The organism is Georgenia sp. SUBG003 (assembly GCF_000715355.2).
Classification (GTDB): Bacteria; Actinomycetota; Actinomycetes; order Actinomycetales; family Actinomycetaceae; genus Georgenia.
On the sequence record NZ_CP180204.1, the window covers coordinates 1,887,727 to 1,906,396 of the forward strand.

The 18,670-nt window shown below is 64.3% G+C and carries 6 protein-coding genes and 6 rRNA genes; 3 read left to right on the forward strand and 9 right to left on the reverse strand.

The window, feature by feature from the left end:
* Window positions 1-27: 27 nt before the first annotated feature.
* A 23S ribosomal RNA gene (locus tag DA06_RS09310) occupies window positions 28-3,173 on the reverse strand.
* A 330-nt stretch (window positions 3,174-3,503) separates the two neighbouring features.
* Window positions 3,504-5,036 (reverse strand): 16S ribosomal RNA (locus DA06_RS09315).
* The 16S and 23S rRNA genes sit together here, the layout of an rRNA operon.
* A gap of 617 nt (window positions 5,037-5,653) precedes the next feature.
* Here DA06_RS09315 and DA06_RS09320 point away from each other — a divergent pair.
* Window positions 5,654-5,929 (forward strand): hypothetical protein, encoded by a 276-nt coding sequence (locus DA06_RS09320; RefSeq protein ID WP_418607500.1) that lies wholly within the window; start codon window positions 5,654-5,656, stop codon window positions 5,927-5,929.
* A gap of 102 nt (window positions 5,930-6,031) precedes the next feature.
* On the forward strand, window positions 6,032-6,775 hold the full coding sequence (locus DA06_RS09325; RefSeq protein WP_418607502.1) for an SDR family oxidoreductase: 744 nt from the start codon (window positions 6,032-6,034) through the stop codon (window positions 6,773-6,775).
* A gap of 301 nt (window positions 6,776-7,076) precedes the next feature.
* Here DA06_RS09325 and DA06_RS09330 read toward each other — a convergent pair whose 3' ends face one another.
* From DA06_RS09330 to DA06_RS09345, 4 genes are all read right to left on the reverse strand, one after another.
* The gene (locus DA06_RS09330; protein WP_043499354.1) at window positions 7,077-8,597 is read right to left on the reverse strand and encodes an IS1634 family transposase; all 1,521 of its coding nucleotides are present in this window, start codon (window positions 8,595-8,597) and stop codon (window positions 7,077-7,079) included.
* Between the two features lie 338 nt (window positions 8,598-8,935).
* Window positions 8,936-9,052 (reverse strand): 5S ribosomal RNA (gene rrf / locus DA06_RS09335).
* A gap of 107 nt (window positions 9,053-9,159) precedes the next feature.
* Window positions 9,160-12,268 (reverse strand): 23S ribosomal RNA (locus tag DA06_RS09340).
* A 326-nt stretch (window positions 12,269-12,594) separates the two neighbouring features.
* A 16S ribosomal RNA gene (locus DA06_RS09345) occupies window positions 12,595-14,126 on the reverse strand.
* A gap of 920 nt (window positions 14,127-15,046) precedes the next feature.
* Here DA06_RS09345 and DA06_RS09350 point away from each other — a divergent pair.
* The gene (locus DA06_RS09350) at window positions 15,047-16,216 is read left to right on the forward strand and encodes an MFS transporter (RefSeq protein ID WP_043499356.1); all 1,170 of its coding nucleotides are present in this window, start codon (window positions 15,047-15,049) and stop codon (window positions 16,214-16,216) included.
* Window positions 16,217-16,539: 323 nt separating this feature from the next.
* On the opposite strand, the gene rrf (DA06_RS09355) is transcribed toward DA06_RS09350, so the two are convergent.
* The 3 genes from rrf (DA06_RS09355) to DA06_RS09365 all read right to left on the reverse strand — a co-directional run bounded on the left by rrf (DA06_RS09355) (window position 16,540) and on the right by DA06_RS09365 (window position 18,648).
* A 5S ribosomal RNA gene (rrf, locus tag DA06_RS09355) occupies window positions 16,540-16,656 on the reverse strand.
* Between the two features lie 229 nt (window positions 16,657-16,885).
* Window positions 16,886-18,265 carry a hypothetical protein gene (locus DA06_RS09360; RefSeq protein WP_418607504.1) on the reverse strand — a complete coding sequence of 460 codons (1,380 nt, stop codon included), beginning with the start codon at window positions 18,263-18,265 and terminating at the stop codon, window positions 16,886-16,888.
* Window positions 18,262-18,648 carry an SHOCT domain-containing protein gene (locus DA06_RS09365; protein WP_418607506.1) on the reverse strand — a complete coding sequence of 129 codons (387 nt, stop codon included), beginning with the start codon at window positions 18,646-18,648 and terminating at the stop codon, window positions 18,262-18,264. Before DA06_RS09365 ends, DA06_RS09360 begins: the two co-directional genes overlap by 4 nt.
* Window positions 18,649-18,670 lie beyond the last annotated feature (22 nt).

Consider the following 18,670-nt stretch of genomic DNA (forward strand, 5'->3'; position numbering starts at 1 on the left):
TCGTTTCTTCCAACACGTGTTGGTGTTGTGGCAAGTTGTCGGCCAATTAGTACCGGTCAGCTCCACGCGTTGCCGCGCTTCCACGTCCGGCCTATCAACCCAGTGGTCTGCTGGGGGCCTTCCCACCACGAGGGTGGTGGAAACCTCATCTTGAAGCAGGCTTCCCGCTTAGATGCTTTCAGCGGTTATCCCTTCCGAACGTAGCCAACCAGCCATGCTCCTGGCGGAACAACTGGCACACCAGAGGTTCGTCCGTCCCGGTCCTCTCGTACTAGGGACAGCCCTTCTCAAGTTTCCTGCGCGCGCAGCGGATAGGGACCGAACTGTCTCACGACGTTCTAAACCCAGCTCGCGTACCGCTTTAATGGGCGAACAGCCCAACCCTTGGGACCTACTCCAGCCCCAGGATGCGACGAGCCGACATCGAGGTGCCAAACCATGCCGTCGATATGGACTCTTGGGCAAGATCAGCCTGTTATCCCCGGGGTACCTTTTATCCGTTGAGCGACGGCGCTTCCACAAGCCACCGCCGGATCACTAGTTCCGACTTTCGTCCCTGCTCGACCTGTCAGTCTCACAGTCAAGCTCCCTTGTGCACTTGCACTCGACACCTGATTGCCAACCAGGCTGAGGGAACCTTTGAGCGCCTCCGTTACATTTTGGGAGGCAACCGCCCCAGTTAAACTACCCACCAGGCACTGTCCCTGGTCCGGATCACGGACCGAGGTTAGATGTGCAGTACGACCAGAGTGGTATTTCAACGGCGACTCCACCACCACTGGCGTGGCGGCTTCACGGTCTCCCACCTATCCTACACAAGCCGTACCGAACACCAATACCAAGCTATAGTAAAGGTCCCGGGGGTCTTTCCGTCCTGCTGCGCGAAAACGAGCATCTTTACTCGTAGTGCAATTTCGCCGAGTTCGCGGTCGAGACAGCGGAGAAGTCGTTACGCCATTCGTGCAGGTCGGAACTTACCCGACAAGGAATTTCGCTACCTTAGGATGGTTATAGTTACCACCGCCGTTTACTGGGGCTTAAATTCTGAGCTTCGCCTCGCGGCTGACCCGTCCTCTTAACCTTCCAGCACCGGGCAGGCGTCAGTCCGTATACATCGTCTTGCGACTTCGCACGGACCTGTGTTTTTTAGTAAACAGTCGCTTCTCCCTGGTCTCTGCGGCCCGAAAGGGCTAGCCAGCTAGTGGCCTCACCCCTCAGGCCCCCCCTTCTCCCGAAGTTACGGGGGCATTTTGCCGAGTTCCTTAACCACGATTCTCTCGATCGCCTTGGTATTCTCTACCTGACCACCTGAGTCGGTTTAGGGTACGGGCGGCTAGTCCCTCGCGTCGAGGCTTTTCTCGGCAGCATAGGATCACCCTGCTTCCCCCATACGGGGTCACTGTCGGACCTGAGGCTTCGTGGGGTGCGGATTTGCCTGCACCCCGCCCTGCATCCTTAGACGTGCATTGCCATTAAGCACGCGGTGGCTACCTGTCTGCGTCACCCCTGTTAACACGCTTGCCTACTGCCGGATCGGGTCCCACGCGCGGTCCCGCCGGTTCCCGAAGGAACCCACGAGACGTTGGGTGGTCAGCATCACCGGGGTCGGCATGGTCGGTCCTTCGCCGGTACGGGAATATCAACCCGTTGTCCATCGACTACGCCTGTCGGCCTCGCCTTAGGTCCCGACTTACCCAGGGCGGATTAACCTGGCCCTGGAACCCTTGGTCATTCGGCGGACGGGTTTCTCACCCGTCATTCGCTACTCATGCCTGCATTCTCACTCGTGTGGGATCCACCACTGGGTCACCCCCGCAGCTTCACCTCCCCACACGACGCTCCCCCTACCCCACCCCGCGCCCCCTGAACACCCCCTCGAGGGGGATGCTGGGGGTGTGCGCGGATGCCACGGCTTCGGCGGTGTGCTTGAGCCCCGCTGAATTGTCGGCGCAGAATCACTTGACCAGTGAGCTATTACGCACTCTTTCAAGGGTGGCTGCTTCTAAGCCAACCTCCTGGTTGTCTGTGCAACTCCACATCCTTTCCCACTTAGCACACGCTTGGGGGCCTTAGCCGGTGGTCTGGGCTGTTTCCCTCTCGACCACGAACCTTATCGCCCGCAGTCTCACTGCCATGCTCTCACTTACCGGCATTCGGAGTTTGGTTGACGTCAGTAACCTTGTAGGGCCCATCGGCCATCCAGTAGCTCTACCTCCGGCAAGAAACACATGACGCTGCACCTAAATGCATTTCGGGGAGAACCAGCTATCACGGAGTTTGATTGGCCTTTCACCCCCTACCCACAGGTCATCCCCTCAGTTTTCAACCTAAGTGGGTTCGGTCCTCCACACGCTCTTACACGTGCTTCAACCTGCCCATGGGTAGATCACTCCGCTTCGGGTCTAGAGCACGCGACTGGTGCGCCCCTGTTCGGACTCGCTTTCGCTACGGCTTCCCCCACCCCGGGTTAACCTCGCCACATGCCACTAACTCGCAGGCTCATTCTTCAAAAAGGCACGCCGTCACCCCCAGCCATGGAGGCTCCGACGGATTGTAAGCATCCGGTTTCAGGTACTATTTCACTCCCCCTCCCCGGGGGTACTTTTCACCTTTCCCTCACGGTACTTGTCCGCTATCGGTCACCAGGTAGTATTTAGGCTTACCAAGTGGTCTTGGCAGATTCACACGGGGATTTCACGGGCCCCCGTGCTACTCGGGATCCCCTGCAAGGAGGCCACGACGTTTTCGTCTACGGGGGGTCTCACCCACTGTGCCCGGCCTTCCCAGACCGTTCGACTACACCGCGACTTTCTCACTCCCCCACCAGCCCCGGCAGAGCTGGTCAGCAGGTCCCACGACCCCCGAGGGTGCAACGCCCGCCGGCTGTCACACACCCCCCGGTTTAGCCTCGTCCGCTTTCGCTCGCCACTACTCACGGAATATCTCTTCCTGCGGGTACTGAGATGTTTCACTTCCCCCGCGTTCCCCCCCCACACGCCCCTATATATTCAGGCGCGGGGTAACCAGACATGACTCTGGCCGGGTTTCCCCCATTCGGACACCCTCGGATCACAGCTCGTTTGCCAGCTCCCCCGAGGCTTATCGCAGGCTACAACGTCCTTCTTCGGCTCCTGGTGCCAAGGCATCCACCGAATGCTCTTAAAAAACTTGACCACAAAAAGATCAAAGATGCTCGCGTCCACTGTACAGTTCTCAAGCTACGCACCGACTCCCCGCCCGCACCCACCGGGAACGGCGGAACGGACCAGGAAGCGGCCACCAGAGCAAACCGGCCACCCACCACCCCCACCCGCCCCCCACCCCCCGAAAGGGGCACGACGGTCACGGGGCCGCGGGGCCTGTTCCCTCAGGACCCAACAGCATGCACAAGCTCTTGACGTTCCACCCGTGAGCGAACCACCCCGGACACCCTCGGCCCGGGCGCGGCCACCACACCCCCGAGACCGCGAAACACGGCCCAGGGGCGCCAGTGAGCTCCTTAGAAAGGAGGTGATCCAGCCGCACCTTCCGGTACGGCTACCTTGTTACGACTTCGTCCCAATCGCCAGTCCCACCTTCGACGGCTCCCCCCCACAAGGGTTGGGCCACCGGCTTCGGGTGTTACCGACTTTCGTGACGTGACGGGCGGTGTGTACAAGGCCCGAGAACGTATTCACCGCAGCGTTGCTGATCTGCGATTACTAGCGACTCCGACTTCATGGGGTCGAGTTGCAGACCCCAATCCGAACTGAGACCGGCTTTTTTGGGATTCGCTCCACCTTACGGCATCGCCGCCCTTTGTACCGGCCATTGTAGCATGCGTGAAGCCCAAGACATAAGGGGCATGATGATTTGACGTCATCCCCACCTTCCTCCGAGTTGACCCCGGCAGTCTCCCATGAGTCCCCGGCATAACCCGCTGGCAACACAGGACAAGGGTTGCGCTCGTTGCGGGACTTAACCCAACATCTCACGACACGAGCTGACGACAACCATGCACCACCTGTACACCGACCTTGCGGGGCGCCCATCTCTGGACGTTTCCGGTGTATGTCAAGCCTTGGTAAGGTTCTTCGCGTTGCATCGAATTAATCCGCATGCTCCGCCGCTTGTGCGGGCCCCCGTCAATTCCTTTGAGTTTTAGCCTTGCGGCCGTACTCCCCAGGCGGGGCACTTAATGCGTTAGCTGCGGCACGGAACCCGTGGAATGGGTCCCACACCTAGTGCCCAACGTTTACGGCATGGACTACCAGGGTATCTAATCCTGTTCGCTCCCCATGCTTTCGCTCCTCAGCGTCAGTAACGGCCCAGAGACCCGCCTTCGCCACCGGTGTTCCTCCTGATATCTGCGCATTCCACCGCTACACCAGGAATTCCAGTCTCCCCTACCGCACTCTAGTCTGCCCGTACCCACTGCAGGCGCGGGGTTGAGCCCCGCGTTTTCACAGCAGACGCGACAGACCGCCTACGAGCTCTTTACGCCCAATAATTCCGGACAACGCTTGCGCCCTACGTATTACCGCGGCTGCTGGCACGTAGTTAGCCGGCGCTTCTTCTGCAGGTACCGTCACCCCGAGAGGCTTCTTCCCTACTGAAAGAGGTTTACAACCCGAAGGCCGTCATCCCTCACGCGGCGTCGCTGCATCAGGCTTGCGCCCATTGTGCAATATTCCCCACTGCTGCCTCCCGTAGGAGTCTGGGCCGTGTCTCAGTCCCAGTGTGGCCGGTCACCCTCTCAGGCCGGCTACCCGTCGTCGCCTTGGTAGGCCATCACCCCACCAACAAGCTGATAGGCCGCGAGCCCATCCCCGACCGACACAGTCTTTCCACACCCCACCATGCGGCAGGGGCGTCATATCCGGTATTAGCCACGATTTCTCGCGGTTATCCCGAAGTCGGGGGGCAGGTTACTCACGTGTTACTCACCCGTTCGCCACTAATCAGACCCGGGCAAGCCCGGGCCCTCATCGTTCGACTTGCATGTGTTAAGCACGCCGCCAGCGTTCGTCCTGAGCCAGGATCAAACTCTCCGTTAAAAAACACACGCCGAACCAACACCCCCCAAAAGGCACGGCCGACAATCCATACGGAGAACCCCACCCCCACCAACCGGCAGGACCAGGGCCAATCCAGGCCAACGCACCCGGCCCCGACAGGCAGGACCAGGCACGACAACCAAAACAAAACAAAACCCCAGGCACCACGACACACCAACCACGAGGCCGGCCGCCACGACACCCAGAATTCAAATGGCATCAAAAACTTGGCACACTGTTGAGTTCTCAAAGAACAGACACACACCGGAGACAGAACCCGAAACAATACCCGCTTTCGGACCCCTCCGGGGCAACCTCTCAAACCTAACCACTCACGACCAGCCTGTCAACTTCGCACGTTCCCGTGCTCCGCAGCCAGCTCGTCGCTCCTGGCCTCCCGGGACGATCAGCAACCGATGACTGTGTCACCGGTTCGATCTCCTGGGATTCTGCTCCGTGGGGATCGGCCTCGAGCGACCCTCGGTCTCTCTCGTCCGCGCCTCCCGGCTGGTGCAGCAGGAAGTACATTACGTGCCCCCACAGGGTCCGTCAACTTCGTTGTCGACCGGTGCCAAGGAGCTGTGACCGCAGCCCTGACCTGCGGCTTTACCGCCCGCATGGTCGTTTCCGAGCGTCCTGGAGGCCTAGGCGCCGCCGCGTCGGACGCGTCGGTCGGCGCCGGCGCGCTCGCACCGGAGGACGACGTCGCCCGCGAGCTTGCGGCCCATGGCCTCCTCGCACCGGGGACGGTCGTCCGCATCACCGCCCCGGGGAAGTACTTCGGCCGCCAGGTCACCGTCACCAAGAGCGCCCGGACCCGGTACCACGTGCGCGGCGGCGCCGAGCGCCTCACGGTGCCGTTCGCCTACGTCGAGCCGGTCGGTCGCGGCTGAGACGCACTGACACTGCCAGGCCTGCCCTAGGCGGGCGCCGGTAGGGTCTCGCGGTGCGGGCCGGAACCGTCCTGCCCAGGACGATCGAGAAGGGCGAGCACATTGGTTGACGCGGGAGCCGAAGCTCGACCGGACACGCCCCGCCGCCGCGTGCTGGTGACGGGAGCGACGCGCGGGATCGGTCGAGCCGTCGCCACGGCGCTGGCCGCCGACTTCGAGGTGGTGGTGGCAGGCCGGCGGGCGGACGCGGTCGCCGACGTCGTCGATAGCCTGCGCTCCGAGCACAGTGGCACCGCGACCGGCCTGCTCCTCGACCTGGCCGACGTCGGGTCGATCGCGGACGCGTGCTCGGGCCTGGCCGACCTGGACGGCGTCGTCCACTGCGCCGGCGTCGAGGGCACCGCTGCAGCTGCGGACCTGGAGCCCGAGTTCCTCGGGTCCGTGCTGGCGGTAAACCTGGCGGCACCGACCGAGCTCACGCGTCAGCTGCTGCCCGGCCTCCGGCGCCGCCGCGGCCGGGTGGTGTTCGTGAACTCCACCGCCGCTCTCCAGACCTTCCCCGGCTGGGCGGCCTACTCGGCGTCGAAGGCCGCGCTCCGCGCGTACGCGGACACGCTCCGGCTCGAGGAGGGTGCGCACGGCGTCGGCGTCACCACGGTCTTTCCCGGCCGGACGGACACGGGCATGCAGCGGGAGATCGCCGCACGGCGAGGCACTCACTTCGACCCGGAGACCGCCATGAGCGCCGCCTCCGTCGCGGCCGCCGTCCGGTACGTCCTGACGGCCCCGGCAGATGCGGTAGTTACCGACCTGACGGTCACGCCCGCCCCTTGGCGGAACTCCTAGCCAGACCCGGGTCGGCCCGGGCGCAGCCTTGCACACGCCGGCCCTCTGCGACGCCGTGCCCCGTCGGGCCGTCGGCGGGCCGTCGGCGGGCCGGGGTGCTCCGCGTTCTGCGCTGCTGCCGGACCACCGGGCGGTCGTGTTCGGCGGTCCGGGGTTCCGCACCGGCGTATGGGCGTGGGAATTCGGCCGGGGGGTATGCGCCAGGGATGCAGAAATGGCCCTCACCGGGTGGTGAGGGCCATTTCTGGGATGGGTGTTCGGCGGTGTCCTACTCTCCCACACAGTCCTGACTTCGGCCAATTTAGTGCGCACTGTCGTTGGGCTGTCCCCGGTGGATTCGGTCGAGCGCGTGGCGTAGGTCCTCGGGTAGGGGGTCGGCGGCGGTGATGTCGTGGTCGCCGGCGCGGATGGTGATGGTCTTGTACCGGCGGGCGGTGGTGATGAACTTCTTCAGCGACCAGCCGGTGGTGGCCTCGAGGCGGCGGGCGACGGCCAGGGCGGCGAAGACCACGCTCAGGTGGGCCTCGATGGAGTCCTGCAGCCGGTGATAGATCGGCCGGGCGGCGAGGTCGTGCTTGGACATCCGGAAGGACTTCTCGATCTGCCAGAGCCGGTGGTAGGCGTCGATGACGAACTCGGCCGACGCCTTCTCCGGGGGTAGGTTGGTGATGTAGCCCTTGTACCCGGCCAGCGCCCGCGCCTTGGCCTCCAGCTCGCGGTTGACGGCGCGTTCCTGGTCGGTGACGGTGAGGAACCGATTGCGCTTGACGGTCGTGTTGCCGGCGGCGGCCTTCTCGGCCTTGGCGACCTGGGCGTCGATCCCGCGCAGGGTGCGCCGGGCGCGGGCGGCGCGGTATTGGTAGTGGATCCGGTGCTCGCGCCGCTGGCCGGCGGGACCGGTGTGGGTACGGGCGGTGAAGATCTGCCCGTCCTCCGGGGCGGTGTCGGGGTTGGCCCTCATCCACTGCTCGATGACGTACGGGACCTCGGGTATCCGGGCGCCGAGGATGTACGACAGGCCGGCGTCGATGATGCCCTGGCGGTTGTCGTAGCTGAACATCCCCGCGTCGGCGACCACCGTGACGTCGGAGATGTTGTGCGCGGTGCGGTAGGCCTCGATGACCGGGACGATCGTCTTCGTCTCGCCCTTGTTGCCCTCGAAGGCGTTGATCATCAGCGGGAAGCCGGTGGCGTCGGTGAGCAGACCGATGGTGATCTGCGGGTCGATCCGGCGCTCCTTGGAGTAGCCCGGCTCCCGGAATCCGTCGCCCTCGTCGGTCTCGAAGTACAGCGTGCTCACGTCGTACAAAATCAGCGCCGCCGGGCCCAGGTCCGCCCGCGCCGCCAGGGCCGCGGCCAGGCCCTGGCGGAACTCCGGGTCGGCGTAGCGCGGCAGGCGCCGGGTCACGGTCCGGTACGCCGGCGGGGCCAGGCCGGTCTCCTCGATCATCCGCAACGAGTCCAGCTTGCTGGTCGGCTCGATCAGCCGGGCCAGCACCAGCAGGTAGAACACCGCGTCGTCACCGGCGGCCTCGGCGAACCCCAGGTCGGCGTAGATCCGCTCGATCGCGCCGATCAGGTGCTCCATCCTCGTGGCGGTGATCGGCAGCGGCCCGCCCTGACCCGCCGTGTCCAGTCCGAGGTCGAGCTCGCCCTGCCCCGCGGTCAGCCGCTGCCGCGCGGCGGCCAGCAATAGCTCGTGGTCCTCGTCGGTGTGGGCCGAGCCGATGTGCTCGATGTCCTTCTTGCCGCGCCGGTTCGAGTGAACGATCTGCACCGCCCGCGCCCCCGAGGCGGTCTTCACGGTGCGGATGTAGGCCACCGCCGCACTCTACGACTCAGATTTAGTGCACACGAAAGGCACTAAACGATCACATCACAGCAGGTCACAGCGGTGCTGGTCCTCAAGATCCGGAATCGTGGCCGAAGTCAGGTTGCACACGCCGGCCCTCTGCGACGCCGTGCCCCGTCGGGCCGTCGGCGGGCCGTCGGCGGGCCGGGGTGCTCCGCGTTCTGCGCTGCTGCCGGACCACCGGGCGGTCGTGTTCGGCGGTCCGGGGTTCCGCACCGGCGTATGGGCGTGGGAATTCGGCCGGGGGTATGCGCCAGGGATGCAGAAATGGCCCTCACCGGGTGGTGAGGGCCATTTCTGGGATGGGTGTTCGGCGGTGTCCTACTCTCCCACACAGTCTCCCGTGCAGTACCATCGGCGCTGAGGGGCTTAGCTTCCGGGTTCGGAATGGGACCGGGCGTTTCCCCCTCGCTGTGACCGCCGTAACTCTATGGAGATATCGGTGCCCGACCGGCCGGGTCGGGGGTGCGTATCTCGGGAACCGCACAGTGGACGCGTAGCACTCTTCGTTTCTTCCAACACGTGTTGGTGTTGTGGCAAGTTGTCGGCCAATTAGTACCGGTCAGCTCCACGCGTTGCCGCGCTTCCACGTCCGGCCTATCAACCCAGTGGTCTGCTGGGGGCCTTCCCACCACGAGGGTGGTGGAAACCTCATCTTGAAGCAGGCTTCCCGCTTAGATGCTTTCAGCGGTTATCCCTTCCGAACGTAGCCAACCAGCCATGCTCCTGGCGGAACAACTGGCACACCAGAGGTTCGTCCGTCCCGGTCCTCTCGTACTAGGGACAGCCCTTCTCAAGTTTCCTGCGCGCGCAGCGGATAGGGACCGAACTGTCTCACGACGTTCTAAACCCAGCTCGCGTACCGCTTTAATGGGCGAACAGCCCAACCCTTGGGACCTACTCCAGCCCCAGGATGCGACGAGCCGACATCGAGGTGCCAAACCATGCCGTCGATATGGACTCTTGGGCAAGATCAGCCTGTTATCCCCGGGGTACCTTTTATCCGTTGAGCGACGGCGCTTCCACAAGCCACCGCCGGATCACTAGTTCCGACTTTCGTCCCTGCTCGACCTGTCAGTCTCACAGTCAAGCTCCCTTGTGCACTTGCACTCGACACCTGATTGCCAACCAGGCTGAGGGAACCTTTGAGCGCCTCCGTTACATTTTGGGAGGCAACCGCCCCAGTTAAACTACCCACCAGGCACTGTCCCTGGTCCGGATCACGGACCGAGGTTAGATGTGCAGTACGACCAGAGTGGTATTTCAACGGCGACTCCACCACCACTGGCGTGGCGGCTTCACGGTCTCCCACCTATCCTACACAAGCCGTACCGAACACCAATACCAAGCTATAGTAAAGGTCCCGGGGTCTTTCCGTCCTGCTGCGCGAAACGAGCATCTTTACTCGTAGTGCAATTTCGCCGAGTTCGCGGTCGAGACAGCGGAGAAGTCGTTACGCCATTCGTGCAGGTCGGAACTTACCCGACAAGGAATTTCGCTACCTTAGGATGGTTATAGTTACCACCGCCGTTTACTGGGGCTTAAATTCTGAGCTTCGCCTCGCGGCTGACCCGTCCTCTTAACCTTCCAGCACCGGGCAGGCGTCAGTCCGTATACATCGTCTTGCGACTTCGCACGGACCTGTGTTTTTAGTAAACAGTCGCTTCTCCCTGGTCTCTGCGGCCCGAAAGGGCTAGCCAGCTAGTGGCCTCACCCCTCAGGCCCCCCTTCTCCCGAAGTTACGGGGGCATTTTGCCGAGTTCCTTAACCACGATTCTCTCGATCGCCTTGGTATTCTCTACCTGACCACCTGAGTCGGTTTAGGGTACGGGCGGCTAGTCCCTCGCGTCGAGGCTTTTCTCGGCAGCATAGGATCACCCTGCTTCCCCCATACGGGGTCACTGTCGGACCTGAGGCTTCGTGGGGTGCGGATTTGCCTGCACCCCGCCCTGCATCCTTAGACGTGCATTGCCATTAAGCACGCGGTGGCTACCTGTCTGCGTCACCCCTGTTAACACGCTTGCTTACTGCCGGATCGGGTCCCACGCGCGGTCCCGCCGGTTCCCGAAGGAACCCACGAGACGTTGGGTGGTTAGCATCACCGGGGTCGGCATGGTCGGTCCTTCGCCGGTACGGGAATATCAACCCGTTGTCCATCGACTACGCCTGTCGGCCTCGCCTTAGGTCCCGACTTACCCAGGGCGGATTAACCTGGCCCTGGAACCCTTGGTCATTCGGCGGACGGGTTTCTCACCCGTCATTCGCTACTCATGCCTGCATTCTCACTCGTGTGGGATCCACCACTGGGTCACCCCGCAGCTTCACCTCCCACACGACGCTCCCCTACCCACCCGCGCCCCTGAACACCCCTCGAGGGGATGCTGGGGTGTGCGCGGATGCCACGGCTTCGGCGGTGTGCTTGAGCCCCGCTGAATTGTCGGCGCAGAATCACTTGACCAGTGAGCTATTACGCACTCTTTCAAGGGTGGCTGCTTCTAAGCCAACCTCCTGGTTGTCTGTGCAACTCCACATCCTTTCCCACTTAGCACACGCTTGGGGGCCTTAGCCGGTGGTCTGGGCTGTTTCCCTCTCGACCACGAACCTTATCGCCCGCAGTCTCACTGCCATGCTCTCACTTACCGGCATTCGGAGTTTGGTTGACGTCAGTAACCTTGTAGGGCCCATCGGCCATCCAGTAGCTCTACCTCCGGCAAGAAACACATGACGCTGCACCTAAATGCATTTCGGGGAGAACCAGCTATCACGGAGTTTGATTGGCCTTTCACCCCTACCCACAGGTCATCCCCTCAGTTTTCAACCTAAGTGGGTTCGGTCCTCCACACGCTCTTACACGTGCTTCAACCTGCCCATGGGTAGATCACTCCGCTTCGGGTCTAGAGCACGCGACTGGTGCGCCCTGTTCGGACTCGCTTTCGCTACGGCTTCCCCACCCGGGTTAACCTCGCCACATGCCACTAACTCGCAGGCTCATTCTTCAAAAGGCACGCCGTCACCCCAGCCATGGAGGCTCCGACGGATTGTAAGCATCCGGTTTCAGGTACTATTTCACTCCCCTCCCGGGGTACTTTTCACCTTTCCCTCACGGTACTTGTCCGCTATCGGTCACCAGGTAGTATTTAGGCTTACCAAGTGGTCTTGGCAGATTCACACGGGATTTCACGGGCCCCGTGCTACTCGGGATCCCTGCAAGGAGGCCACGACGTTTCGTCTACGGGGGTCTCACCCACTGTGCCCGGCCTTCCCAGACCGTTCGACTACACCGCGACTTTCTCACTCCCCACCAGCCCGGCAGAGCTGGTCAGCAGGTCCCACGACCCCGAGGGTGCAACGCCCGCCGGCTGTCACACACCCCCGGTTTAGCCTCGTCCGCTTTCGCTCGCCACTACTCACGGAATATCTCTTCCTGCGGGTACTGAGATGTTTCACTTCCCCGCGTTCCCCCCACACGCCCTATATATTCAGGCGCGGGTAACCAGACATGACTCTGGCCGGGTTTCCCCATTCGGACACCCTCGGATCACAGCTCGTTTGCCAGCTCCCCGAGGCTTATCGCAGGCTACAACGTCCTTCTTCGGCTCCTGGTGCCAAGGCATCCACCGAATGCTCTTAAAAACTTGACCACAAAAGATCAAAGATGCTCGCGTCCACTGTACAGTTCTCAAGCTACGCACCGACTCCCCGCCCGCACCCACCGGGAACGGCGGAACGGACCAGGAAGCGGCCACCAGAGCAAACCGGCCACCCACCACCCCACCCGCCCCCCACCCCCGAAAGGGGCACGACGGTCACGGGGCCGCGGGGCCTGTTCCCTCAGGACCCAACAGCATGCACAAGCTCTTGACGTTCCACCCGTGAGCGAACCACCCCGGACACCCTCGGCCCGGGCGCGGCCACCACACCCCCGAGACCGCGAAACACGGCCCAGGGGCGCCAGTGAGCTCCTTAGAAAGGAGGTGATCCAGCCGCACCTTCCGGTACGGCTACCTTGTTACGACTTCGTCCCAATCGCCAGTCCCACCTTCGACGGCTCCCCCCACAAGGGTTGGGCCACCGGCTTCGGGTGTTACCGACTTTCGTGACGTGACGGGCGGTGTGTACAAGGCCCGAGAACGTATTCACCGCAGCGTTGCTGATCTGCGATTACTAGCGACTCCGACTTCATGGGGTCGAGTTGCAGACCCCAATCCGAACTGAGACCGGCTTTTTGGGATTCGCTCCACCTTACGGCATCGCCGCCCTTTGTACCGGCCATTGTAGCATGCGTGAAGCCCAAGACATAAGGGGCATGATGATTTGACGTCATCCCCACCTTCCTCCGAGTTGACCCCGGCAGTCTCCCATGAGTCCCCGGCATAACCCGCTGGCAACACAGGACAAGGGTTGCGCTCGTTGCGGGACTAACCCAACATCTCACGACACGAGCTGACGACAACCATGCACCACCTGTACACCGACCTTGCGGGGCGCCCATCTCTGGACGTTTCCGGTGTATGTCAAGCCTTGGTAAGGTTCTTCGCGTTGCATCGAATTAATCCGCATGCTCCGCCGCTTGTGCGGGCCCCCGTCAATTCCTTTGAGTTTTAGCCTTGCGGCCGTACTCCCCAGGCGGGGCACTTAATGCGTTAGCTGCGGCACGGAACCCGTGGAATGGGTCCCACACCTAGTGCCCAACGTTTACGGCATGGACTACCAGGGTATCTAATCCTGTTCGCTCCCCCATGCTTTCGCTCCTCAGCGTCAGTAACGGCCCAGAGACCCGCCTTCGCCACCGGTGTTCCTCCTGATATCTGCGCATTCCACCGCTACACCAGGAATTCCAGTCTCCCCCTACCGCACTCTAGTCTGCCCGTACCCACTGCAGGCGCGGGGTTGAGCCCCGCGTTTTTCACAGCAGACGCGACAGACCGCCTACGAGCTCTTTACGCCCAATAATTCCGGACAACGCTTGCGCCCTACGTATTACCGCGGCTGCTGGCACGTAGTTAGCCGGCGCTTCTTCTGCAGGTACCGTCACCCCGAGAGGCTTCTTCCCTACTGAAAGAGGTTTACAACCCGAAGGCCGTCATCCCTCACGCGGCGTCGCTGCATCAGGCTTGCGCCCATTGTGCAATATTCCCCACTGCTGCCTCCCGTAGGAGTCTGGGCCGTGTCTCAGTCCCAGTGTGGCCGGTCACCCTCTCAGGCCGGCTACCCGTCGTCGCCTTGGTAGGCCATCACCCCACCAACAAGCTGATAGGCCGCGAGCCCATCCCCGACCGACACAGTCTTTCCACACCCCACCATGCGGCAGGGGCGTCATATCCGGTATTAGCCACGATTTCTCGCGGTTATCCCGAAGTCGGGGGCAGGTTACTCACGTGTTACTCACCCGTTCGCCACTAATCAGACCCGGGCAAGCCCGGGCCCTCATCGTTCGACTTGCATGTGTTAAGCACGCCGCCAGCGTTCGTCCTGAGCCAGGATCAAACTCTCCGTTAAAAAACACACGCCGAACCAACACCCCAAAGGGCACGGCCGACAATCCATACGGAGAACCCCACCCCCACCAACCGGCAGGACCAGGGCCAATCCAGGCCAACGCACCCAGCCCCGACAGGCAGGACCAGGCACGACAACCAAAACAAAACAAACCCCAGGCACCACGACACACCAACCACGAGGCCGGCCGCCACGACACCCAGAATTCAAATGGCATCAAAAAACTTGGCACACTGTTGAGTTCTCAAAGAACAGACACACACCGGAGACAGAACCCGAAACAATTCCCGCTCTCGGACCCCCTCCGGGGCAACCTCTCAAACCTAACCCCGTCCGAACCCGCCCCCCGCAAATCCCCCCCGGAGTAATCCAGGACACATTCACCAGGACAAAGAATTCGACACAGGCACCCGGCCCCCCGCGCAGCACGAAACCACACTCAGAACCAGGACTCCCCCCCGGGACCGGCCACCCTCACGGTGTCCGTGCCTCCCTGGCAGGGCCCACCAATACTACACAGCCCCCCGAACCCACGATCAACCCCCCCACCCATGACCCCCCATCACATGCCTGAGCCGGCTCCGGGGACACCGTGGGCCCACGGATCTTGCGAGCCGTGGACGGGGGATGCCGTCGGGGTCGATCCTCGCCGACCACGAACCGGTCCCTGGTGATGTGCATGGCGCGGCGCGGAGTCCGAGGTGTGCCGGTGGTCGAGGCGCTCGTGGAACGCTTGCCGATGCACGAGTCGGTCGGAGCAGGCAGGATCGAAAGAAGGTCTAGGTTGGGCCGCTGCAGGGCGGTTCGCCGGCTTGCGACGGCTCAAGTTCCGGTGCGCGGTCACGCTGAGCGCACGGCGACGCCGTTCTCGCCGCAGCAGCAAGGGGTTCAGTGCACGCCGCAGGAGAGGAACATTCCCCATGACGCTCTCCGCGGGCGGCCGGGTCGGCCTGGCCGGGGCGGGCGTGGTCGGGGTCGCTTTCGGTATGGCCAGGTACGCCTACGGTCTGACTCTGCCGGGTATCCGGCAGGATCTCCAACTCACCGAACTGGTCCTCGGTCTCATGGCCAGCGCCACGTTCGCCGGCTATCTGACCGGCCTGCTGCTCGCAGGGCCGCTCGGCGCCCGCCGCGGCTCGAGGGCTCCGACCACTGTGGGCGGGGCGTGCGGCGCTCTCGGGGCGGTGATCGTGACGGCCGCGCAGTCCCCCGGCGTGCTCGGCGTCGGTGCGGTCCTGGCCGGCAGCGCGGGCGGCTGGGTCTGGGCGCCGTACTCCGACATCGTGACGCGGTCGGTGCCCCTACAGCACCGACCGAGAACGCTGGCGATCATCACGACCGGCACCAGCGGAGGCCTGGTCGCACTCGGCGGCCTCGCCTTCCTCGCCGAGCTTGGATCTTGGCGCCTGGTCTGGGGAGGTATCGCACTTTCCGCCGTGGCCGCCGCTGCCGTCAACCTTCGCCTGGTGCCGCGTACCGAGCCCACCCCACGCACGGACGGGGGGCGCGGCGCTCTCCCATTGGCAAGAGCTCTGCGGCTCCCGGCCGCCTACTCCGTCGTCTACTTCGCGGTCATCGTCATCTACTTCACCTACGCTGCGGACGTCCTCGACCGCGGCGATCTCCCGGCGTCCGCACTCCCGGCGTTCTACACGGCCGTCGGCCTCGTCGGCGTGGTGGCCTTGGCAACCGGGGCGGTCGCCCAGCGCCTGGGAAGCGCCAGGGTTGCGGCATCGTGCCTCGTGGCGGTGGCTGCGGCGCTGGCACTCCTCACGCTGGCCAGCGAGTCCCTGGCCGCGACGGCACTCTCGGCGTGCATCTTCGGCGTCGGTTACATGACCGGGTCGGCGGTGCTCGCGGTCTGGACCGCTGAACTAATGCCTGACAGCGCAGGCGCAGCGTTCACCGGCTGTCTGTTCGTAGGTGCCCTCACCGCTATCGCTGCTCCAGCGCTCGCCGGTGCGGTGATCCCCGGTCTGGGACTGGCGCCGCTCCTTCTCCTCTCAGCTGCCGTGTCCCTGCTCAGCGGGCTGGCGATGCTGCTGCACGCCTCCGTCGGGAGGAGGTGGCGGTACCGCGAACAGCCGTGACCAAAGATCCTGCGCGCGCGAAGCAACACCGCTCAGGGCCGGCTGCTGACGACGCGGGAACACTGTCCGGAGAGCGGGTCTGACCAACCGCGCGCCCGCGTCCGGGGACCGCCGAGCCAGCTGCAGCAGGCAGTGGTTCCGGTCATCACCGGAATGCCGATGTGTGGCCCCTCGAGGTGCCGAGCCACTGCGCCACTCGAGCGCCGCCTGTCCCCGTACCGGTTCCGTGGCGTTGAGGTAATCCCGATAGCCCTTGGGATGATGGCGCCCTGGGATGCAGAAATGGCCCTCACCGGGTGGTGAGGGCCATTTCTGGGATGGGTGTTCGGCGGTGTCCTACTCTCCCACACAGTCTCCCGTGCAGTACCATCGGCGCTGAGGGGCTTAGCTTCCGGGTTCGGAATGGGACCGGGCGTTTCCCCCTCGCTGTGACCGCCGTAACTCTATGGAGATATCGGTGCCCGACCGGCCGGGTCGGGGGTGCGTATCTCGGGAACCGCACAGTGGACGCGTAGCACTCTTCGTTTCTTCCAACACGTGTTGGTGTTGTGGCAAGTTGTCGGCCAATTAGTACCGGTCAGCTCCACGCGTTGCCGCGCTTCCACGTCCGGCCTATCAACCCAGTGGTCTGCTGGGGGCCTTCCCACCACGAGGGTGGTGGAAACAACCTCATCTTGAAGCAGGCTTCCCGCTTAGATGTGCCGGGACCGGCTCCGCCGCCGCGGCGGCGGGTGCGCTGAGCGCCTCCACCACCACGAGCAGGAGCGCCGCCACGAAGGACACCGCGATGACGGTGCCCGCCGACGGCCGGTCCAGGAGGAGGACGACGAGGCCGGCGAGCAGGACCACGGCCACCCGGATGACGTGCCGATACGTGGCGAGTGCTGTGCCCACCCGTTCGCCGGCAAGGCCGCCGGGGGAGCGGCCCAGCGCACGCAGCCGGCCGATCCCGGAGTCGATGCCCCGCCGGATGCCGACGGCGGCCGGGGAGGGGCCGGTCAGGTAGGCGACGAGGGCGACGACGACGCCGAGCACGAAGGCGGACCGCAGGCCGGCGCGCAGGAAGCGCACGAGGGTGTCGAAGACGCTCGCCGCGGCACCGCGCGGCAGGACGTCCGGCGGGATGCCGCCGAGATACGCCGAGCGGGCGATCATGATGGCCAGCGCCAGCACCAGCATCGACACCGCGACGCCGATCCCTGCCGCCACCAGCGCCCGCCGGCGGTTCACGGCGATCAGGACGCCGGCCGCGATCACCACGAGCACGACGAACGGCATGACGGTGCCGAGGGTGTCCAGCGCCGAGAAGGCTCCCTGGGCCCGGCCGAGCTGCGCCGACTCGAAGATGACGAAGGACGCGTTGACTTCGGGGATCTGTGCCGCGACACCGACGCCGCGGTCGACGAGGCGCTGCTTGACGAGGTCGACGAACGGCGCGATGTTGATGCTGACCGTGCCGCCCTGGACCTGCACCGTCCCGCTGTCCCGGCCAGTCAGGGCGGTCACCAGCGCCTGGTGCACGAGACGGTTCGCGTCGGCCCAGGTCGCTGCGAACTGCGGGGAGGCCACGACCGTGTTCACCTGGTCGGTCAGGAAGTTCTCGACCCCGTTGCTGATCGGGACCGCCAGCCCCACCGCGCGTTCCTCCACCCGCGGCGGAAGGTTGGTCTGGCCCACGATCGCGGTGAGGGCGTCGGACGCGACGTCCTCGACGTCCAGGGCGTCGAAGACCTCGGCCGTGATGCGCTGCGACATCGCCGCCTGCAGCCGCGGGTCCTCGATGAGGGGTGAGACGGTCTCGACGTAGGCGTCGGTGTCCGTCACCTGCGAGTCGAGCCACACGGCCACGACCGACAGCGGGGCGAGGAGGCACCCGAGCACGATGACGATCGTCGCCCCCGCGGTGCGCCAGCGCGCCCCGCGGCGCCGGCGGGGTGCTCTCGCCCGTTCGCCCTCGAGCGTCGCGCGTTCCGCCTCGAGCGCGGCCACCTGCGCGCGCAGGCGCTCGAGCTCGCTGCGCTCTTCCATGCTGAGACCGTAGGTCGTCATCGCACGGCTCCTTTCGCGGGTTCCCGCCGCCGACGGCGGAGCCTCACCCGCCGAGGATCCTCGCCTTCTGGGCCTCGAACTCCGCGTCGGTCAGCACCCCCCTGCTCGCGCAGGGTGCCGAGCTCCTTGAGCTGGGCGAGCTTGGCGTCCATGCCGCCCGGCTGCTGGGCAACCGGGTCGGCGTACTCGGGCGCGTACTGCTGGGCGGGGGCGTACTGCTGCTGTGGCGCGGCGTACTGCTGCGGCGGGTACTGCTCCTGCGGTGCGTACTGCTGCTCCTGCGCCGCCCAGCGTCCCGCCTGCCGGCGGGACACCCTGTTCGACACCGCGGTCGCGGTCCCGGCCACGACGGCCGTCCGGGCGACACCTCGGATGAGTCCCATCTCTCGTGCCCTCTCTCTCGTC

Excerpts from the sequence above, each read along its gene's own strand:
- DA06_RS09360 (WP_418607504.1), bottom strand. The coding sequence starts at position 18,265 with ATGACGACCTACGGTCTCAGCATGGAAGAGCGCAGCGAGCTCGAGCGC.
- DA06_RS09320 (WP_418607500.1), top strand. The coding sequence starts at position 5,654 with ATGGTCGTTTCCGAGCGTCCTGGAGGCCTAGGCGCCGCCGCGTCGGAC.
- DA06_RS09365 (WP_418607506.1), bottom strand. The coding sequence starts at position 18,648 with ATGGGACTCATCCGAGGTGTCGCCCGGACGGCCGTCGTGGCCGGGACC.
- DA06_RS09350 (WP_043499356.1), top strand. The coding sequence starts at position 15,047 with ATGACGCTCTCCGCGGGCGGCCGGGTCGGCCTGGCCGGGGCGGGCGTG.